This window comes from Hydrogenophaga sp. (genome assembly GCF_026125785.1).
In the GTDB taxonomy this organism is placed as follows: Bacteria; Pseudomonadota; Gammaproteobacteria; order Burkholderiales; family Burkholderiaceae_C; genus Hydrogenophaga.
The window spans coordinates 22,110-41,254 of the sequence record NZ_JAHCKL010000003.1 but is presented as its reverse complement, the minus strand read 5'-3'; the positions used below and the strand labels follow the sequence as shown (position 1 = coordinate 41,254).

Genomic DNA, 19,145 nt, shown 5'->3' with positions numbered 1-19,145 from the left:
ACACTTGCGGCTCCCCTCCCCGTCTGCCGATGTCACGCCCATGCCATCCCGCCGCTTTGCCCGCCTCGCCTTCCTCCACTGCCTGGGCCTGCTGCTGGCCGTGTCGGCCACGTCGGTCATGGCCCAGCAGACGCCGTCCGCGCCCGGCGAGACCGGTGCGGCCGCGCCGCAACGCCCACGGGTCGGACTGGTGCTCTCGGGAGGCGGCGCCCGGGGCTTTGCCCACGTGGGCGTGCTCAAGGCCCTGGAGGCTGCCCGTGTCCCGGTCGACCTGATCGTGGGAACGTCCATGGGCGCCATCATCGGCGGCCTCTACGCCAGTGGCATGACGGCCGACGATCTGGAGCGGGAGATCCTGGGCGTGGAGTGGGGCAATCTGTTTGACCGGCGCGAGCCGCGGCAGATGCTCTCCCAGCGCAGGAAGGAAGAGGACTTCGAACTGTCGCCCGTGCTCACGCTGGGCTTTCGCGATGGGGAGTTCATCCTGCCCAGCGGCGCCATTTCCACCCGTTCGCTGGAAATGCTGTTGCGGCGCTACACCTTGTCCACCCGCCATCTGGCGAGTTTCGACGGCCTGCCCACACCCTTCCGTGCGGTGGCCACGGACATGGAGACCGGCAAGGCGGTGGTGCTGGACCACGGTGACCTGGCGGCCGCTCTGCGCGCGAGCATGTCGGTGCCGGGCGTCTTTGCGCCACTGGAGGTGGACGGGCAGTTGCTGGGAGATGGTGGCCTGGTGAACAACCTGCCGGTGGACGTGGCGCGCCGCATGGGCGCCGAGGTCATCATTGCGGTGAACATCGGCACGCCGCTGGCCGGCCGCGAAACGCTGGGCACGGTGTTTGGCGTGACCATGCAGATGGTCAACATCCTCACCGAACAGAATGTTCAGGCCAGCATTGCCACGCTGACGCCCCGGGACCTGCTGCTGCAGCCCCCGCTGGGCCAGCTCACTTCGGCGGATTTCGGCAGGTCACGGGAGCTGGTGCAGATCGGCAACGACTACGCCCGCACCGTCGGCGAGGCCCTGGCGCGCTTCGCGGTGGACGCGCCCGCCTACCAGCGCTGGGCGCAGGCGCGGGAGGCGCAGGAAAAGGCCAACACCGGCCGCATCGGCGCCGTGGCCTCGGTGAAGTTCGAGGGGGTGGACGCCGCCCGCGCCGAGCGCCTCTCCTCCACGCTGGACATCGCCCCGGGCCAGCGTCTGGACGTGCCCACGCTGGAACGCGACATGCAGAAGCTGGCCGCCCTGGGCGACTACGAGCGGGTGGACTACAGCCTGAGCCGCCGCGACGACGGCACCGAGGACCTGACGCTGCGCCTGCGCGAGAACACCTGGGGCCCCAACTACCTGCGCCTGGGCCTGGACCTGCGCACCGACTTCCAGGGCCAGGGCGCGTTCAACCTGCGCATCAGCCACAACCGGCACTGGCTCAACGAGAGTGGCGCCGAATGGCGCAACCGCGTGCAGCTCGGTGAGACGCTGGGCCTGTACTCCGAGATCTACCAGCCGCTGACGCTCAAGAGCGACCGTTTCGTCGCCGGCTACGTGGACGCCAGCCTGCGCCGCGTGGAGCTCTACACCGAGAGCGGCCAGACGGCTGCGCTGGTACAGCGCCAGGGGATTCAAGTGGGCCTGGACATGGGCTGGCCCATGGGCCTGCTGGGCAATGTGGGCGACATGCGCGTGGGCCTGGTGGCGGCCAGCCGCAAGGTCACGCCCGACATCATCGCCGGCGTGGAACCGGAAGACCTCGTCGGGTCTCTGTTGTGGACCGAGGTGGGTGTGCGAGCGGCCATCATCGCCGACCAGTTGGACTACGCCAACTTTCCCTCGCGCGGCTACCGCGCCAAGGGCGAACTGGTGCTCGGCCGCCGCTCCTTCGAGGGCGTGGCCACCGGCAGCAGCAGCTTCACCCGGCTGGAGGGAACCGCCACGGGAGTGAAGTCCTGGGGCCCGCACACCTTCAACGTCGGTGCGCGCTTTGCCTATGCCAGTCAGATTCCTATCGGGGCGATCGATGAATACGCGCTGGGCGGCTTCCAGCAACTGTCGGGCTACCGAGTAGGCCAGGTGGCGGGCAACTACCTGCTGTTCGGCCGCCTCACCTACTACCAGCGCCTGCCCTGGAACGTGGGCGTGGCCCGCGCGCTTTTCGTGGGTGGCTCGCTGGAGGCAGGCAATGCCTGGTCTCAGCGCAGCGACATCACGCTGCGCAAGCTGCGTGCCGGGAGCAGCCTGTTCATCGGCGCGGACACCGGCATCGGGCCGTTGTACCTGAGCATCGTGAGCGCGCCGCGCGGCTACACCGGGCTCTACCTGTTCCTGGGCAGGCCCTGAGGCCGCCGGCCGCTCATTCCTTGTAGTAGACGATCTGGTGTGTGGTGACCAGCAGTTCGCCGGACTCGCTCCAGAGCAGCGCGGTCTGGTCGAAGAAGCCGTTGCGCAGCGCCTGCGCGCGGGCCTGCCCGAGCAGCCAGCCGCTGCCCACGGCGGCCAGTTGCGCCGAGCCGGCATGGAAGTACACCGTCATGGACACCGTGCCCGCAGGCACGGGCTGGGCGCGGCGCAGCCAGACGCGCGGGAAGAACACATCGGACAGCGCGGTCAGGCTGAGGAAATCCAGCGCGCGTGGCGGGTTGTCGCGCACCCACAGCGTGCTGCGGCTGGCGTCTCCGCTGCCGTCCCACACCGCCGGTATGTTGCCCTCGACGGGCCGCATGTCGTAGCGCCGCACCCATTGCACGGTGGTGGGAATCTCGCGCGGCGGCACCGCTGCGGGCGCGGGCACCTGGGGCATGGGCTCGTCGTCCACGCTCCAGGTCTGGCGCCGTGCGGCCGTGACGGCGGTACCGGTCAGCACCGTGGTCGGCAGCCCTTGCGCATCGGCTTGCACGATCTCCAGCACCCAGTGCTGCGTGGAGCGGTTGGTGCGCACGGGACGCGCCTCCACGGTGAACGGACCGTCAGCGAGCGCGGCGGCGAAGTTCACCGTCAGCGCCACCGGTTCGCCGAGCAGGGCCGGGTGCCGCAACACGGCATGCAAAACCGTGGCCGCAGTGACCCCACCGAACGGCCCGACCATGTTGCCGTAGGCCGGCGAGGTCTGGCCCCGGTAACGGCCATCGGCCTCGCCGCTCTGCGCCGCCAGTGCGATCGCCTGGTCGAAGGTGTGCGGTGCGGACATGTTCACACGCGCTCGAAGATGCCGGCGGCGCCCTGACCCATGCCCACGCACATGGTGACCATGCCGTACTTCTTGTTGTGACGGCGCAGCGCATGCACCACGGTGGCCGAGCGTATGGCACCGGTGGCGCCCAGCGGGTGGCCCAGAGCGATCGCGCCGCCCATGGGGTTGACCTTGGCCGGGTCCAGGCCCAGGCTGTTGATCACGGCGAGGGACTGGGCGGCAAAGGCTTCGTTGAGCTCGAACCAGTCGATATCGTCCTGCCGGAGGCCGGCGTACTTCAGCGCGGCCGGCACCGCCTCGATGGGGCCTATGCCCATCAGATGAGGCGGCACGCCGCGCGAGGCGTAGCTCACGAAGCGTGCCAGCGGCTTGAGCCCGAAGCGCTGGATGGCCGATTCGCTCGCCAGGATCAGCGCACCCGCGCCGTCGCTGGTCTGCGAGCTGTTGCCCGCGGTCACCGAACCGCGCGCGGCGAACACGGTGCGCAGCTTGGCCAGGCCTTCCAGGGAGGTATCGGGCCGCGCACCCTCGTCCAGGTTCACGGTGCGCGTGCGGGTGGAGACTTCCGCGCTGTCCAGGTCCACGCTGCGCTCGGTGACCTCCACCGGCGTGATCTCGTCGGTGAACTCGCCATTCTTCATGGCCAACACGGCGCGCTGGTGCGACTGCAGGGCAAAGGCGTCCTGCGCCTCGCGCGAGACTTTCCACTTCTGCGCCACCTTCTCCGCGGTCAGCCCCATGCCGTAGGCGATGCTGTAGCTGTCCACATCGTCGGTATTGGTGAAGATGGTGGGAGAGAGGCTGGGTGAGTTGCCCATCATGGGCACCATGCTCATGCTCTCGGTCCCGGCCGCAACCATCACGTCGGCCTCGCCCACGCGGATGCGGTCAGCGGCCATCTGCACCGCCGAAAGTCCGGATGCGCAGAAGCGGTTGACGGTGATGCCACCCACGCTGTTGGGCAGGCCCGCGAGGATGGCGCCGATGCGCGCGACGTTGAGGCCCTGCTGGGCCTCGGGGATGGCGCAACCGCAGATCACATCCTCGATGGCCTTGGGGTCCAGGCCGGGCGCTTGCGCCAGCGCGGAGCGCAGCGCGAGGGCCAGCATGTCGTCCGGGCGCAGGTGCCTGAAGGAACCCTTGTGCGAGCGGCCAATGGGGGTGCGGGTGGCGGCGACGATGTAGGCGTCTTGAATCTGTTTGCTCATACCGTGTCCTCGTCTCAGTTCCTGACTGGCTTGCCCGTGTTGAGCATGCCGAGAATGCGCTCCTGCGTCTTGGGGTGCACGATGAGCGAGCAGAACGCACGGCGCTCCAGCGTCATCAGGTACTCCTCGTTCACCAGCGTGCCGGGTTCCACGTCGCCACCGGTGACCACATTGGCGATCAGGCTGGCGATGTGGAAGTCGTGCTGGCTGATGAAGCCCCCGTCGCGCATGTTGACCAGACTGCCCATGATGGTGGCCTTGCCATCGCGGCCGGCCACCGGGAACTGCCGCTTGTGCGGCGCGCGGTAGCCTCCGTTGTAAAGGCTGCGGGCCTCGTTGATGGCGACGAAGAGCAGTTCGTCCTTGTGCGGGACGATCACATCCGAATGCAGCACATAGCCCAGCTTGCGCGATTCCAGCGCGCTGGTACCGACCTTGGCCATGGCGGCTGCGGTGAAGCCTTCGGTGAGGAAGGGCAGCAGGTCCTTGCCCGTGGAAGTCTCGGCGTTCTCGGCCGCACGCCGGGCGATGTAGGTCAGGCCGCCTGCTCCGGGAACCAGGCCGACACCGACCTCGACCAGGCCGATGTAGCTTTCCATGTGCACCACGCGGCGCGCGCTGTGCACCGCCAGTTCGCAGCCGCCACCCAGCGCGAGGCCACGCACGGCCGACACCACGGGCACGGCGGCATAGCGCAGGCGCAGCATGGTCTGCTGCATGAAGCCCTCGGCGTCTTCGATCGCGGTGACACCCACCGCCATGAACGCGGGCAGCATGGCCTGCAGGTCGGCGCCAGCGCTGAAGGGCTCGTCACCCGACCAGATCACCAGGCCCTGGTACTCCTTCTCGGCGAGGTCGACGGCGGCCATCAGGCCTTCGCAGACCTCAGGGCTGATGGCGTGCATCTTGGTCTTGATGCTGAAGATGAGCACTTCGTCGTCCAGCGTCCACAGGCGCATGCCGTCGTTTTCATCCAGCGTCTTGCCGGCGGTCTCGAATTTCGGCCCGGCTTCGCCCAACAGCAACTCGGGAAAATGCTGGCGCTGGTACACCGGCAGCAGCCGCCGCGGCTCGAACACGCCCTTGGACGGATTCCACGAACCCTGCGCGGTGTGCACGCCCCCCGCCTCCGCGACCGGGCCCTTGAACACCCAGTCGGGCAGCGGTGCCTTGCAAAGTGCCTTGCCGGCGTCGATGTCCTCCTGGACCATCTTCGCCACCTCCAGCCAGCCCGCTTCCTGCCAGAGCTCGAAGGGCCCTTGCTTCATGCCGAACCCCCAGCGCATGGCCTGGTCCACGTCGCGCGCGGTCTCGGCAATGTGGCTCAGGTGCACGGCAGCGTAATGGAAGCTGTTGCGCAGGATCGCCCACAGGAACTGGCCCTGTGGTCCTTCGGCATGGCGCAGCAGGCGAAGTCGCTCGGCGGCGGGGCGCTTGAGCATGCGGCCATAGACTTCATCGGCCTTCTCTCCGGAAGGCACGTAGTCGTCGCTCGCGAGGTCGAAACGCAGGATGTCGCGCCCGACCTTCTTGTAGAAACCGGCACCGGTCTTCTGGCCCAGGTTTTTGAGCTCCAGCAGGCGCGCCAGCACCGGCGGCGTGCCGAAGCTGCCGTAGAAGGGATCGCTCTCCAGGCTCAGGTTGTCCTGCAGCGTCTTGACCACGTGGGCCATGGTGTCCAGGCCCACCACATCGGCGGTGCGGAAGGTGCCGCTGCTGGCCCGCCCCAGGCGCTTGCCGGTCAGATCGTCCACCACGTCGAAAGACAGGCCGAAGTTCTCAACCTCTTTCATCGTGGCCAGCATGCCGGCGATGCCAATGCGGTTGGCCACGAAGTTGGGCGTGTCCTTGGCGCGCACCACACCCTTGCCCAGGCTGCTGGTGACGAAGGTCTCCAGGTCGTTGAGGATCTGCGGCTCGGTGGTCGGCGTGGCAATCAGCTCCACCAGCGTCATGTAGCGCGGCGGATTGAAGAAATGGATGCCACAGAAGCGCGGCTTGATCGCTTCGGGCAGCGCCTGTGACAGCTTCGTGATCGACAGGCCCGAGGTGTTGGAGGCAACGATGGCGTGCTCGGCCACGAAGGGCGCGATCTTCTGGTACAGGTCCAGCTTCCAGTCCATGCGCTCGGCAATGGCCTCGATGATCAGGTCGCAGTCGCGCAACTGCGCCATGTGCTCTTCGTAGTTGGCCTGTCCGATGAGGTCCGCGTCCTCCGCCACGCCCAGCGGCGACGGCTTGAGCTTCTTCAGGCCTTCCACCGCGCGGGTGACGATGCCATTCCTGGGACCTTCCTTCGCCGGCAGGTCAAACAGCACCACCGGCACCTTGACATTGACCAGGTGCGCGGCGATCTGCGCGCCCATCACACCGGCGCCGAGCACGGCGACTTTCTTCACTTGAAATCGGTTCATTGATCAGATTCCTTTGCGCGTCATGCAACACGCGAGGGGTGGTTGTCGGGAGAAGCCGCGGAACCGGCTTGTCGGGCTGCAGGCACCGCTCTCAGGAAGGGTCGCGCGCAGCACGGTTGGGATGTCTTCATTACTCCACGCGATGCCAGACTTGCGTGCGGTAGAACGGTCCGATGTAGCCACGCATCTCCAGCTTCTTGCCATCCTCCACAGGCTTGAGGCGCGTGCGGTAGACCTTGCCGTTGTTCGGATCGACGATGTCGCCACCGTCGTAGATGCCCTTGTCCTCGGCGTTCTGTTTCAGGTTGCGCAGGATGTTCATGCCCAGGATGGGCTTGTCCTTGCGCTCATCGGTGCATTTGTCGCACACCGCGTCCTGCTTGGTGGCGGGATCGAGCAGTTTCTCGATCGTGCCGCTGTACACACCGTTGCTCTCGGTGATCCGCACCAGCGACTTTTCCTTCTTGGTGTCGTCGTCAATGGTTTTCCACAGCCCCACGGGGGACATCTGCGCGAACGCGGACAGGGAGGCCAGTGAAAGGGCAACGGCGGTCAGAGCGATCTTGGTCATGTTTGTCTCCTGGGTGTGAAAAACTCAATCCAGTAACACCGCGGAACTGGCTTTGCCAGACCGCTGGTGTGCCCCTTGAGGGGTTGGCGCGCAGCGCCGCTGGGGTGTTCCATTTCACGCCAGTGCCGCGTCGGTGTCCATCAGCGCCTTGGAGCCCGCCCGGGCCGTGCGCATGAGGGACGCCGTCTCCGGGAACAGCTTGGCGAAGTAGAAGCGGGCCGTCTGCAGCTTGGCGGTGTAGAACGGGTCGGTGCTGCCGGCCGCGATCTCGCGCAGCGCCACCTGGGCCATGCGGGCCCAGAAGTAGCCAAACACCAGGTGGCCTGCCACACGCAGGTAGTCGACCGCCGCGGCCCCCACCTCGTCCGCATTCTGCAAACCCTTGAAGCCGATCTCGGTGGTGAACTTGGTGATCTGCTCGCCCAGGCCCGCCAACGGGTTGATGAACTCGGCCATCTTCTCGTTCACGCCCTCTTCCTGCACCAGCGCACCCACCAGCTTGCCGAACTTCTTGAGCGTGGCGCCGTTGTTGCCCAGCACCTTGCGGCCCAACAGGTCCAGCGCCTGGATGGTGTTGGTGCCTTCGTAGATCATGTTGATGCGGGCATCGCGCACGAACTGCTCCATGCCCCATTCCTTGATGTAGCCGTGGCCGCCAAACACCTGCTGGCACTGGGTGGTGGCGTTGTAGCCGTTGTCGGTCAGGAAGGCCTTGGTAATGGGTGTCAGCAGCGAGAGCATCTCGTCGCTGTCCTTGCGCACTTTCTCGTCCGGATGGTGGTGCACCTTCTCCAGCAGCACCGAGCAGAAGATGGCCAGCGCACGGCCGCCTTCGGCATAGGCCTTGGCGGTGAGCAGCATGCGGCGCACGTCCGGGTGCACGATGATGGGATCGGCCGGCTTGTCCTTGGCCTTGGGGCCGGTCAGCGAGCGCATCTGGAGACGGTCCTTGGCGTAGGCCAGCGCGTTCTGGAACGCCACTTCGGTCAGCCCCAGGGACTGGTTGCCCACGCCCAGGCGCGCGGCATTCATCATCACGAACATGGCCTGCATGCCCTTGTTGGGCTGGCCCACCAGCGTGCCGATGGCGCCGTCGATCACGATCTGCGCGGTGGCATTGCCATGGATGCCCATCTTGTGCTCCAGGCCACCACAGTGGATGGCATTGCGTTCGCCGAGCGAGCCATCCGCCTTGGGCAGGTACTTGGGAACGACGAACAGGCTCACGCCCTTGATCCCGGGAGGCGCGTCGGGCAACCGGGCCAGCACCAGGTGGACGATGTTGTCGGCCATGTCGTGTTCACCGGCACTGATGAAGATCTTGTTGCCGGTGAGCTTGTAGGTGCCGTCGGGCTGCGGTTCTGCCTTGGTGCGCATCAGGCCCAGGTCGGTACCGCAGTGCGGCTCGGTCAGGCACATGGTGCCGGTCCATTCGCCGCTGGTCATCTTGGGCAGATAGGTCTTCTTCTGCTCTTCCGTCCCGTAGGTGTGCAGCGCGGCATAGGCACCGTGCGTCAGGCCAGGGTACATGGTCCAGGCCTGGTTGGCCGAGTTCATCATTTCATACAGGCACTGATTCACCACCAGCGGCAAACCCTGGCCGCCGTACTCAGGGTCGCAGGACAGCGCGGCCCAACCGCCTTCCACGTAGGTCTTGTACGCCTCCTTGAAACCTTTGGGCGTGGTCACCTCGTGCGTCTGGCGGTCGAGCTTGCAGCCTTCGGTGTCGCCGCTGATGTTGAGCGGGAAGATGACCTGGGTGGCGAACTTGCCGGCCTCCTCAAGCACCGCGTTGATGGTGTCGACGTCGGTCTCGGCGTGTTGCGGAATGGACTTGAAGTCTTCCGTGACCTTGAGCACTTCGTGCATCACAAACTGCATGTCTCGCAGAGGGGGGTTGTAAACAGGCATGGGGACTCCTTTGCTGGGTTTGTGAAAGCGAAAACGGGGGTCAGCTCCGCGCAGGCGCGGAGCCGGACGATCGGGGTGGCAGCACGGCAGGCTTACCACCATGCCGCTGAACGATGCTGTCGAAGGCCACCAGCGCGCGCTGCACCGAACCAGGCGTGCGCAGGAAGCGCGCTTCGTAGTGCAGGGCCAGTATCAGGGCATGCACTTCGAAAGCCATCTGCGCGGCGTCCGTGCCAGCGTTCAGGTGTCCTTCCTGGATCGCCATCTCGATGGCGCGGCGCATGGCGGTCAGCCAGGTGTTGACCGAGCTGGCCAGCTCATCACGCACCGGGCCGGGTCGGTCGTCGAACTCGACCGCACCGCTGATATAGATGCAGCCAGAGTCCAGTTCCACCGAGGTGCGCTTCATCCAATTGTCGAAAAGCGCGCGCAAACGAGGCAGCCCACGCGGCACCTGCAGGGCGGGATAGAACACCTCGTCCTCGAAGCGCGTGTGGTATTCGCGCACCACCGAAATCTGGAGCTCCTCGCGCGAACCGAAGTGCGCGAACACGCCGGACTTGCTCATCTGCATCACCTCGGCCAGGGCGCCTATGGACAAACCCTCCAGGCCGATCTGCGTGGCCAGGCCAAGGGCGGCATCCACGATGGCGGCCTTGGTCTGCTGGCCCTTCTGCAGCGGCTTGTGGGCCGATGCATCGGATCGCGCGCGGCGCGCGGGCGTGGTCACACTCATGCGGGTCGGTCCTCGTGGCAATTGGGGGGAGTGGCACTGCCGCCGAATGAATCGAACGACCGTGCTATTTTTACCGCAAAAAAAGCCCTTCGTGCGAGGGAAGGGCTTTTTCTTCGGGCTTTGTCTAGGGACGGTGCCCTAAATGTCACACCCGGACGGCTGCCTCCAGCCGCTGTCGCTCAGAGACGTCCGCCAGGCAGCAGCAGGGACAGGCTGTGGTCCAGGTTTTCGCAAGGCTGGCGCTTGAAGCCACTGCGCGCGAAGCGCTGCAGGCGACCCACGCAGAAGGCCGTGACCACGGAGGCATCGGCCTGGGCATCCACCGTGGGCGTGGCCGCTCCGGCCACGACGGAGGACTCCCGCAGGTTCTGCCGCAAGGCGGACTCGATCTTGTCGAAAAAGAGATTCATGCGCTGCTGCAGGCGTTCGTTCTCGAACACCAGCGCGTCTCCCACCATGACGCGCGTCATGCCTGGGTTCTTCTCGCCGAACTGCAGCAGCAGGGTGACCAGTTTGCGCGAGCGCAGCGTGGCATCGGGCTCGCGTTCGCCAAGCTGGTTGATCAGGCCAAAGACCGACTGCTCGATGAATTCGATCAGCCCTTCAAACATCTGGGCCTTGCTCGCAAAGTGGCGGTAGAGCGCTGCCTCGCTCACCTCCAGGCGCGCGGCCAGCGCGGCGGTGGTGATGCGTTCGGCACCGGGCTGCTCCAGCATGGTGGCCAGGGCCTGAAGAATCTGCACTCGCCGTTCACCGGGCTTGGGGCGTTTGCGCGCCGTGGGCCCGTCGGTCTGCGCAGCCGCCGCGATGGCGTCGGCGGCTTCCTGCGCCGCATCGTCGGCGGGGGACGGGGACTCAGGGACGTTGGAGGTCATGGGTGATCGGTCCGTTCGTGATGAGCTGCCGGACCGCATGCCCGGCCCCGGTCGGTTGTCTTTCGCAACGATTCTCGCACAGCGTTGCATCCGGCCACCGCAAGCACGACCGGCCTGTGGGGAGTCAGTAAGTGACCGCCTCGAAAGCCACACGCACCCGCAGTCCCTGGCCATCGGGGCCGCTGTCGAGATGCAGGTAGGTGCGGTGCGCACGCGCGATCTCGTCGGCGATCGCCAGGCCCAGGCCGTTGCCCTCGCCAGCCGTGCCCTGCACCCGGTAGAAGCGCTGCAGCACCCGCGAGCGTTCCCGAGGCGAAATACCGACGCCATCGTCCTCAACCTCCAGCCACGCCCGAGGACCACGCGGCCCCTGGTCCACGCCGCAGCGCAGGGTGATGCGGCCGCCTGCGGGCGTGTATTTGACGGCGTTGTCCACCAGGTTGCTCAGGAGCTCTCGCAGCAACCACGCATGGCCCAGTGTTTGCGCGGGCTGGGTCTCCAGGCCGAGATCCAGCCGCTTGCCCGTTGCCGCGTCCAGGAAGAGCGCCAATATGTTCTCGCACAGGGCTTGCAGGTCCACGCGCTGCGTGGGCTGGGTGTCCGCGCTGAGCGCATCGGCGCGGGACAGCGCCAGCAGTTGGTTGGCCAACTGCGACGTTCTTCGCGTGGCGTCACGCAGCCGCAGCACCTGGTCCGCGCGCAGGCTCAGCAGATCGCCCCCTTCCTTGCTGCGAGCGGCCTGTGCCCAGGCCTCCACCTGCGCCTGCAGACCCGCCAGCGGCGTGCGCAACTGGTGTGCGGCATCGGCCACGAAGCGCTGCTGCGTCTCCGTCTGCGCGTTGACCAGTGCGAAGAGCCGGTTGAGCGACACCACCAGAGGCCGTACCTCGGCAGGCACATCGCCGACGTCGATGGGACTGAGGTCGCGCGGCGACCGGTTCTCCACCGCTTCCTTGAGTTCGATCAGTGGCTGCAGCGCCCGCGCCACTCCCCAGGTGGCCACCACCGCCGCCACGGCAAAGAGCACCAGATTGGGCAGCAGGACGCGCAACAGCACATTGCCCAGCCACTGCTGGTTGGCATCAGATCCATCGGCCAGCATGACGATGAGGTCTCCCGCCTCGGTGGTGACCCGCTGGGCGACCACGCGGTAGGTGACACCTCCTTCGACAACGCTGAGGAACTCGGGATCCCGGGTCGCTGGCAACACGGTGGGCAGCCAGCGCTCGCCCAGCAGTTGGCTGCCCTGCGCGTTGAGCACGCCGAACGCGGCGTAGCCCCGCCGTTCGGACAGGAACTCGACGACCGGTGGCGCCAGCAGCATGGCCAAATCGGGTTCGTTGAGCACATCGTCAGATTGCAGAACGGGGTCTTCCAGGCGCGCGTCCTGCCGTGTATCCAGCCGGGTGACCACGACCGAGTCGGCCAGCATCGGCACCAGTCTGAGCAGGCGCTGGTCCAGTTGCAGCGCGGCGGTGCCCGCGCTCTGGTAGTGGAAGAAGATGCTGACACCCGCGATGACGCCGATCGTGAACAGCAGCAGGACCAGCAGGCGGCGCTGCAGCCCCCAGATCACGCCGCGCGGCGCCAGCGCGTCACTGGGGGAGGACATGGCCGGCCTGCTCGGCCAGTTCAAGCCGGTAGCCAAAACCGCGAATCGCGCGCAGGCTCACGCCAGCGGGTTCCAGCTTGGCACGCAGGCGTGACACGTAGACCTCGATCGCGTTGGGTGTGATTTCCTTGTCCCAGCCGGTCAGCACCTGCAGCAGCTTGTCCTTGGCGGCGGGCTTGGGCACCTGCATCAGCAGGTACTCCAGCACGGTCCACTCGCGCGGTCCCAACTCCATGGTCTGCCCACCCAGGGTGGCGCGCCTTTGAGCGGTGTTCATCTCCAGCGGGCCAAAACTCAGCACGGCGGAAGTCGCGGCCTGCGAGCGGCGCAACAGCGCACGCAGGCGCGCCAGCAGCTCAGGCAGCTCAAAGGGTTTGATCATGTAGTCGTCCGCCCCCAGGTCCAGGCCCTGCACCCGATCGTGCAGGGCATCGCGTGCCGTCAGGATCAGCACAGGCATCTCCATGCCGGCCACACGCAGGCGCCTCGTCAACTCCAGGCCATCGATGCCGGGCAGTCCGAGGTCGACAATGGCCAGATCGAAACTGTCGCTGGCCAGTGCCTGTGCGGCTCTCTCGGCGCTGCCGACCCAGTCCACGGTGTAACCGGCATCGCTCAGGCCGAGCTTGATGCCGCTGGCAACCATCACGTCGTCTTCAACCAGAAGCAGGCGCATCTAAGCTTGCCCCCTGCCGCAGCTGGCGCACGTTCCTGGAAACAGGCGCACCCAGTGCCCGGCGCGGCCGCGTCCTCGGAGGCCCTGGGTCGGTGGGCAGGCTGGCGCGCAGATGTCCATTTCAGTGCGACCTGATCATCGTCCCGAAAGGCTCGTTGCCCAGCACTTCCAGAAGCAGGGCGTGCGGAACGCGTCCGTCGATGATGTGCACGGCGTTGACGCCGCTCTTGGCCGCATCCAGCGCCCCCGCGATCTTGGGAATCATGCCGCCGGAGATGGTGCCGTCCTCCACGAGCTCGTCGATGCCGCGCGGCGTGAGTTCGGTGAGCAACTGGCCGGCCTTGTCCAGCACGCCGCGGATGTTGGTGAGCATGAGCAGCTTCTCCGCCTGCAGCACGGTGGCCAGCTTGGCGGCGACAACATCGGCATTGATGTTGTAGCTTTCGTTCTGTTCACCAAAGCCGATCGGGCTGACCACCGGGATGAACTGGTCGTCCTGCAGCGCCTGGACCACGGCCGGATCGATGCTGACGATGTCGCCGACCTGCCCTACGTCGTGCTCCAGGTTCGGGTCCCTCTGGTCGGTCATGCGCAGCTTGCGCGCTCGGATCATGGCGCCGTCGCGGCCGGTCAGGCCGACCGCCTTGCCGCCAGCCTGGTTGATCAACCCCACGATGTCCTGCTGCACCTCGCCGGCCAGCACCCACTCCACCACTTCCATGGTTTCGGGGTCGGTCACGCGCATGCCCTGGATGAACTGCCCCTGCTTGCCCAGGCGTTTGAGCAAGGTTTCGATCTGCGGACCCCCGCCGTGCACCACCACCGGGTTGATGCCAACCAGCTTGAGCAACACCACGTCTTCCGCGAAATCCTGCTGAAGGGCCGGATCGGTCATGGCGTTGCCGCCGTACTTGATGACCATGGTCTTGCCATGGTACTTGCGGATGTAGGGCAGAGCCTGCGCCAGGATCTCGGCCTTGTCGCGCGGGGCAATGGAGGTGATGTCGGTGGGCTCGGTCATGAAAGGTCCTGCAAAGGCGGGCAAAACCAAATTCTAGGGCCGACACAAGACACGCCCGCCAACCCACCCCGATCCAGAAACACCGCGGGACCGGCTTGGCCGGGCCGCTGGTGTTGCCCCTGAGGGGGTCGCGAGAAGCGCGACGGGGGCGCTTCAGAAATGGATTCCGCGCATCATCTGCTGCATGGCCACCGCCTCGGGTGAGAGCTGGGGCTTCGCGCCCTTCTCGCCCTTGGCGGCCGCCGAGTCAGGGAACATGCGGAAACTGGTGTTCATCACGATCTGCGCCACGCGCGGCACCAGCGCATGCATCACCTGCCCGGTCACCCCCAGGCGCGTGGCAATGCGCACCGGACGGAAGATGCAGGCCTGCGCGATCATGTCGGCCGCCTCCTCCGGCGAGAGCGTGGGTACGTTCTGGTAGATCTTGGTGGGAGCGATCATCGGCGTGCGAACCAGCGGCATGTTGATCGTCGTGAAGGTGATGCCCTGGTCCGCAAACTCGCTGGAGGCACAGCGCGTCCAGGCGTCGAGGGCGGCCTTGCTCGCCACATAGGCCGAAAAGCGCGGCGCGTTGGTGAGAACACCGATGGAACTGATGTTGACGACATGCCCGCGCTTGCGCGCCACCATGCCGGGCAGCAGGCCCATGGTCACCCGCAGGCAGCCGAAGTAGTTGAGCTGCATGGTGCGCTCGAAATCGTGGAAACGGTCGTAGCTGCCTTCGATGGCGCGGCGAATGGAGCGCCCCGCGTTGTTGACGAGGAAGTCCACGCCACCATGGTTCTGGATCAGGAGTTGCACGAAGCGGTCGCAGTTGGCCATGTCGGCGATATCGGCCGGGTAGGCAATGAAAGCGTGGCCCCGGTCTTTGGCCTCCTTGCAGGCCTCGTCGAGCTTGTCCTGGTCGCGACCACAGATGATGGTGATGGCCCCGGCCTCGGCGAACTTGTGGGCCGCCGCCAGACCGATGCCCGAACTTCCGCCGGTGACCAGAACGACCTTGCCGGCCACCGTCCCGCGCAGGCTGCGATCGATGTGCAGATCGGGGTCCAGGTGGCGCTCCCAGTAGTCCCACAGGCGCCAGGCGTAGTCGTTCAGGTTGGGGCAGGCGATGCCACTGCCCTTGAGCGCGGCCAGGGTTTCCCGGCAATCGAAGCGCGTGGGGTAGTTCACGAAGGTCATCATGTCCTCGGGCAGGCCGAGGTCCTGCATGACCGCACGGTAGACCCGCCGCACCGGGGCCAGCGCCATCAGCCCCTTTTTCACGCTCCTGGGAATGAAGCCCAGCAGCGCAGCGTTGACGAACAGATTCATCTTGGGGGCGTGCGCGGCCTTGCTGAGAATGTCGAGCACGTCGCCCACCCGATAGCCCATGGGATCCACCAGGTGGAAGCACTTGCCGCCTTCTCGCTTTTGGTGGCTGATGTGGTCCAGCGCATCGACCACGAAATCCACCGGAACGATGTTGATGCGCCCGCCCTCCAGCCCCACGCTGGGCATCCAGGGAGGCAGGATCTGGCGCAACCGCTGGATCAGCTTGAAGAAGTAGTAGGGGCCATCGATCTTGTCCATCTCTCCGGTGCGCGAGTCTCCCACCACGGCGGCGGGCCGGTACACGGTCCAGGGCACCTTGCACTCCTGGCGAACGATCTTCTCGCTTTCATGCTTGGTCATGAAGTAGGGATGGTCGATGTTCTCGGCCTCCTCGAACATGTCCTCGCGAAAAACGCCCTCGTACAGTCCGGCCGCAGCGATCGAGGACACATGGTGGAAGTGCCCGGCGGCAATGGCCTTGGCGAACTCCACCGTGTTGCGCGTCCCGTCCACGTTCACCGCGATCTGGCTTTCTTCATCCGCCTCCAGGTCGTACACTGCGGCCAGGTGGTAGAAGTGGTCGATCTGTCCTTTGAGTGCCTTGATCGCGTCGGACGACACCCCCAGCTTCTTGCCCGTGAGGTCGCCGAACACCGGCACTGCGCGCGACTCGCCCACGCCCCAGTACTCGCGCAGGGCCGCCACCTTGCCTTCGCTTTCCTGACGGATCAGGAAATGCACCACGGCTCCCTTGCGCTGCAACAGCCTGCCAACGAGGCGCTTGCCAATGAAGCCGGTGGCACCGGTGACGAAGTACTGCATGGGTGATCTCCAGGGTCGTTGGGAACTTGCCATTCTTCCCCATGCGCGCAGGCACCGCATTCCGCACAAACCCGCGCCGGCCAGGCCGGCGCTGCGTTTAGTCTTGCTCCCCTACACAGGCGCGCGCGACGCGCCGTACAGTGCCCGCACGCCGTGGCAAAGCCACGTACCGCCAACGCCTCTCCCCCCAACGACAGGAGCCCTCCATGGTCAAGAAGATCCAGAAGTCCGGCAGCAAACCCTCATCGTCCGCATCCGCCTCGGGGTCTCCGCTGGCTGGCGCCATCAAGGACTCGGCGCAGCAGATCTGGCTGGCCGGCCTGGGCGCATTTGCCAAGGCGCAGGAAGAAGGCGGCAAGGCTTTCGAGACACTGGTCAAGGAGGGCATGACGATCCAGCGCAAGACCCAGGCCGCGGCCGAGGAACGCCTGACCGAAGCGACCAGCCGCGTGACCAGCATGGCCACCGACATTTCCTCCAAGGCCGCCGGCCAGTGGGACAAGCTGGAAAACATCTTCGAGGAGCGCGTTTCCAAAGCGCTGAACAAGCTGGGCGTGCCTTCCGCCCGTGACGTGGATGCCCTGATCGAACGCATCGACGCACTGCATGCACAGGTGCAGCGGCTGAGCGACAAGCCGGCTCCCCGCAAAGCCGCTGCGCCAGCGAAGAAGGCCGCCGCCAAGGCCCCTCGCAAAACCAGCCGCGGCAGCAAGACCGCCTGAATCCAGGTGGATTCCCGGTTCGGCAGACAGGGGCGCTTGACGCCCCTTTTTTGCGTGGCGTCCCGATGCTGCATCGCAGCACACACGACCGCCATCGCGCGTCTACACTCGATCGCATGAACCCGTCCCGCCAACCCCTTCGCCGCAAGCAACGCCGCAGCCAACAGCCCTCGGGCCGACCGCGCATCGCGCTCGCCCTGGCAGGTGGAGGGCCCTTGGGTGCGATCTATGAAATCGGTGCGTTGTGCGCTCTGGACGAGAGCCTGGATGGCCTGGACCTGAATGCCTGCGACGACTACGTTGGTGTTTCGGCGGGGGGCTTCATCGTGGCCGGTCTGGCCAATGGCATCCGGCCTCGCCAGCTCTGCGAGTCCTTCATCGAAGACCGGCCGGACCCGGACAATTTCAACCCCGACTGGTTGCTCAAGCCCGCCTGGGGCGAGTTCGGCGCACGGCTGCAACGCCTGCCTGGCCTGTTGCGTGGCGCGGCATGGGAATGGGTGGTGCAGGGCAAGTCGTTCAACAGTGCGTTCGAGCGCCTGGGCTCGGCCCTACCCACCGGGGTGCTGGACAACGAGGCCATCCACCGGCAGATCGAGCGCCTGTTCAGCCAACCCGGCCGCACCAACGACTTCCGCCAGCTGCGCAGCCGGCTGACGCTGGTCGCCACGCAACTCGACACCGGTGAAGCCACACCGTTCGGCCGGCCTGGCTGGGACCATGTGCCGATCTCGCGCGCCATTCAGGCCAGCGCCGCGTTGCCCGGCCTTTTCCCGCCAGTGGACATCCAGGGTCAGCACTATGTTGATGGTGCGCTCAAGAAGACCCTGCACGCCACCGTGGCGCTGGACGCCGGCGCCGACCTGCTGCTGTGCCTGAATCCGCTGGTTCCTTTCCACACCAGTCCGAGCCTGCAGGACGGCCGGCGGATCCCGTCGCTGGTGGAAGGCGGCCTTCCCGCGGTCATGAGCCAGACCTTCCGTTCCATGATCCACTCGCGCCTGGCCCTCGGGCTCAAGCACTACGAACGCGCCTATCCTGGCAGCGACATCGTGCTTCTGGAGCCGGACCAGCGCGATGCCACCCTCTTCTTCGCCAATACGTTCAGCTACCGCCAGCGCCGCGAGCTCGCGGAACACGCCTACCAGGAAACGCGGCGCATGCTGCTGGAACGCCAGGCCACGCTGGCCCCTTTGCTGGCGCGCCATGGCATCAGGCTGGATCTGGCCGTCCTGCAGGATGGGTCGCGCCGCCTGCTGCCTGCGCGCGTGCCCAGCCGCCATCCGCTGACCGAGCGCCTGCATGCGACGCTCGACGATCTGCAGAAAAAGGTGGACGACCTTGCACAGGCCAGGTCCTGGCGGCCTGACGCGGCCCGCGGCCATTGAGGGCGGGCATGGTCAAGAAGGCCCCGCGACGCACCGCCGAGCGCATCCTCGAGGTGACGCTGGAGCTCTTCAACCGCTTTGGCGAACCCAACGTCTCGACCACGCTGATCTCGGCCGAGCTGGGCATCAGTCCAGGCAATCTCTACTACCACTACCCGGCCAAGGACGAGCTGATCAACTCGCTGTTCCAGCGCTACGAGCGCTCGCTGGGTGAATTGCTCGGCGCGGGCGATGGCGTGCGCAATGTCGAAGACGCCTGGTTTTTCCTGCACTCGCTGTTCGAGATCATCTGGCAGTACCGCTTCCTCTACCGGGATCTCAACGACCTGCTCTCCAAGAATCGCCTGCTGGAAACCCACTTCCAGGCGGTGCTCCGCAACAAGGAGCGCGCCATCCGCCACCTGCTCGCAGGCATGCGCCAGCACGGTGCCGTGGACATGGACTCCAGAGAGATGGAGCCAACCGCGACCAGCATGGTGGTGGTGCTCACGTACTGGCTGAGCTTCGAGTACGTGCGTGATCCGCGCCATGCGCTGGAGCCCGACCAGGCCCAGCAGGCGCTGTTGCGCGGGGCGCGCCATGTCCTCAACCTGCTCGCCCCGTACCTGGAGCCCGCGCAGCGTCAGCATCTGCAACAACTCACCGGGGCCTATGGAGCCTCGCCATGAACGACATGAGGAG

15 protein-coding genes are annotated in these 19,145 nt (G+C 66.2%); 4 read left to right on the top strand and 11 right to left on the bottom strand.

Translation table 11 applies throughout. The features are described 5' to 3' along the window. Window positions 1-40 precede the first annotated feature (40 nt). On the top strand, window positions 41-2,341 hold the full coding sequence (locus KIT53_RS04160) for a patatin-like phospholipase family protein (protein ID WP_297748112.1): 2,301 nt from the start codon (window positions 41-43) through the stop codon (window positions 2,339-2,341). 13 nt (window positions 2,342-2,354) lie between these two features. On the opposite strand, the gene KIT53_RS04155 is transcribed toward KIT53_RS04160, so the two are convergent. The 11 genes from KIT53_RS04155 to KIT53_RS04105 all read right to left on the bottom strand — a co-directional run bounded on the left by KIT53_RS04155 (window position 2,355) and on the right by KIT53_RS04105 (window position 16,354). Beyond that, complete coding sequence (locus KIT53_RS04155; protein ID WP_297748109.1) at window positions 2,355-3,188, bottom strand: thioesterase family protein; 834 nt, start codon at window positions 3,186-3,188, stop codon at window positions 2,355-2,357. A gap of 2 nt (window positions 3,189-3,190) precedes the next feature. Next, a complete protein-coding gene (locus KIT53_RS04150; RefSeq protein ID WP_297748106.1) occupies window positions 3,191-4,399 on the bottom strand; it encodes an acetyl-CoA C-acyltransferase in 1,209 nt (402 codons plus the stop codon). Between the two features lie 14 nt (window positions 4,400-4,413). Beyond that, window positions 4,414-6,813: a 3-hydroxyacyl-CoA dehydrogenase/enoyl-CoA hydratase family protein gene (locus KIT53_RS04145; RefSeq protein ID WP_297748103.1), complete on the bottom strand. Its 2,400-nt coding sequence runs from the start codon at window positions 6,811-6,813 to the stop codon at window positions 4,414-4,416. A 130-nt stretch (window positions 6,814-6,943) separates the two neighbouring features. Next, window positions 6,944-7,384 (bottom strand): DUF2147 domain-containing protein, encoded by a 441-nt coding sequence (locus KIT53_RS04140; RefSeq protein WP_297748100.1) that lies wholly within the window; start codon window positions 7,382-7,384, stop codon window positions 6,944-6,946. Between the two features lie 114 nt (window positions 7,385-7,498). Next, window positions 7,499-9,295 (bottom strand): acyl-CoA dehydrogenase C-terminal domain-containing protein, encoded by a 1,797-nt coding sequence (locus tag KIT53_RS04135; protein WP_297748097.1) that lies wholly within the window; start codon window positions 9,293-9,295, stop codon window positions 7,499-7,501. Window positions 9,296-9,335: 40 nt separating this feature from the next. Next, on the bottom strand, window positions 9,336-10,031 hold the full coding sequence (locus KIT53_RS04130) for a TetR/AcrR family transcriptional regulator (RefSeq protein WP_297748095.1): 696 nt from the start codon (window positions 10,029-10,031) through the stop codon (window positions 9,336-9,338). Window positions 10,032-10,210: 179 nt separating this feature from the next. After that, on the bottom strand, window positions 10,211-10,906 hold the full coding sequence (gene slmA, locus KIT53_RS04125) for a nucleoid occlusion factor SlmA (protein ID WP_297748092.1): 696 nt from the start codon (window positions 10,904-10,906) through the stop codon (window positions 10,211-10,213). A gap of 124 nt (window positions 10,907-11,030) precedes the next feature. Then, entirely contained in the window at window positions 11,031-12,518 is a 1,488-nt protein-coding gene (locus KIT53_RS04120) for an ATP-binding protein (RefSeq protein ID WP_297748088.1), read from the bottom strand. Continuing rightward, on the bottom strand, window positions 12,502-13,194 hold the full coding sequence (locus tag KIT53_RS04115) for a response regulator transcription factor (protein ID WP_297748085.1): 693 nt from the start codon (window positions 13,192-13,194) through the stop codon (window positions 12,502-12,504). Before KIT53_RS04115 ends, KIT53_RS04120 begins: the two co-directional genes overlap by 17 nt. Before the next feature lie 121 nt (window positions 13,195-13,315). Next, the gene (gene argB, locus KIT53_RS04110) at window positions 13,316-14,215 is read right to left on the bottom strand and encodes an acetylglutamate kinase (RefSeq protein ID WP_297748083.1); all 900 of its coding nucleotides are present in this window, start codon (window positions 14,213-14,215) and stop codon (window positions 13,316-13,318) included. Window positions 14,216-14,368: 153 nt separating this feature from the next. Further along, window positions 14,369-16,354: an SDR family oxidoreductase gene (locus tag KIT53_RS04105; protein WP_297748079.1), complete on the bottom strand. Its 1,986-nt coding sequence runs from the start codon at window positions 16,352-16,354 to the stop codon at window positions 14,369-14,371. A 206-nt stretch (window positions 16,355-16,560) separates the two neighbouring features. Here KIT53_RS04105 and KIT53_RS04100 point away from each other — a divergent pair, with 206 nt between their 5' ends. The 3 genes from KIT53_RS04100 to KIT53_RS04090 all read left to right on the top strand — a co-directional run bounded on the left by KIT53_RS04100 (window position 16,561) and on the right by KIT53_RS04090 (window position 19,132). Beyond that, window positions 16,561-17,076 carry a phasin family protein gene (locus KIT53_RS04100; RefSeq protein ID WP_297748076.1) on the top strand — a complete coding sequence of 172 codons (516 nt, stop codon included), beginning with the start codon at window positions 16,561-16,563 and terminating at the stop codon, window positions 17,074-17,076. A 116-nt stretch (window positions 17,077-17,192) separates the two neighbouring features. Continuing rightward, window positions 17,193-18,464, top strand: coding sequence for a patatin-like phospholipase family protein (locus KIT53_RS04095; RefSeq protein WP_297748073.1), 1,272 nt, complete (start codon window positions 17,193-17,195; stop codon window positions 18,462-18,464). 8 nt (window positions 18,465-18,472) lie between these two features. Then, window positions 18,473-19,132 carry a TetR/AcrR family transcriptional regulator gene (locus KIT53_RS04090; protein ID WP_297748070.1) on the top strand — a complete coding sequence of 220 codons (660 nt, stop codon included), beginning with the start codon at window positions 18,473-18,475 and terminating at the stop codon, window positions 19,130-19,132. Window positions 19,133-19,145 lie beyond the last annotated feature (13 nt).

Excerpts from the sequence above, each read along its gene's own strand:
- KIT53_RS04160 (WP_297748112.1), top strand. The coding sequence starts at position 41 with ATGCCATCCCGCCGCTTTGCCCGCCTCGCCTTCCTCCACTGCCTGGGC.
- KIT53_RS04155 (WP_297748109.1), bottom strand. The coding sequence starts at position 3,188 with ATGTCCGCACCGCACACCTTCGACCAGGCGATCGCACTGGCGGCGCAG.
- KIT53_RS04150 (WP_297748106.1), bottom strand. The coding sequence starts at position 4,399 with ATGAGCAAACAGATTCAAGACGCCTACATCGTCGCCGCCACCCGCACC.
- KIT53_RS04145 (WP_297748103.1), bottom strand. The coding sequence starts at position 6,813 with ATGAACCGATTTCAAGTGAAGAAAGTCGCCGTGCTCGGCGCCGGTGTG.
- KIT53_RS04140 (WP_297748100.1), bottom strand. The coding sequence starts at position 7,384 with ATGACCAAGATCGCTCTGACCGCCGTTGCCCTTTCACTGGCCTCCCTG.
- KIT53_RS04135 (WP_297748097.1), bottom strand. The coding sequence starts at position 9,295 with ATGCCTGTTTACAACCCCCCTCTGCGAGACATGCAGTTTGTGATGCAC.
- KIT53_RS04130 (WP_297748095.1), bottom strand. The coding sequence starts at position 10,031 with ATGAGTGTGACCACGCCCGCGCGCCGCGCGCGATCCGATGCATCGGCC.
- slmA (WP_297748092.1), bottom strand. The coding sequence starts at position 10,906 with ATGACCTCCAACGTCCCTGAGTCCCCGTCCCCCGCCGACGATGCGGCG.
- KIT53_RS04120 (WP_297748088.1), bottom strand. The coding sequence starts at position 12,518 with ATGTCCTCCCCCAGTGACGCGCTGGCGCCGCGCGGCGTGATCTGGGGG.
- KIT53_RS04115 (WP_297748085.1), bottom strand. The coding sequence starts at position 13,194 with ATGCGCCTGCTTCTGGTTGAAGACGACGTGATGGTTGCCAGCGGCATC.
- argB (WP_297748083.1), bottom strand. The coding sequence starts at position 14,215 with ATGACCGAGCCCACCGACATCACCTCCATTGCCCCGCGCGACAAGGCC.
- KIT53_RS04105 (WP_297748079.1), bottom strand. The coding sequence starts at position 16,354 with ATGCAGTACTTCGTCACCGGTGCCACCGGCTTCATTGGCAAGCGCCTC.
- KIT53_RS04100 (WP_297748076.1), top strand. The coding sequence starts at position 16,561 with ATGGTCAAGAAGATCCAGAAGTCCGGCAGCAAACCCTCATCGTCCGCA.
- KIT53_RS04095 (WP_297748073.1), top strand. The coding sequence starts at position 17,193 with ATGAACCCGTCCCGCCAACCCCTTCGCCGCAAGCAACGCCGCAGCCAA.
- KIT53_RS04090 (WP_297748070.1), top strand. The coding sequence starts at position 18,473 with ATGGTCAAGAAGGCCCCGCGACGCACCGCCGAGCGCATCCTCGAGGTG.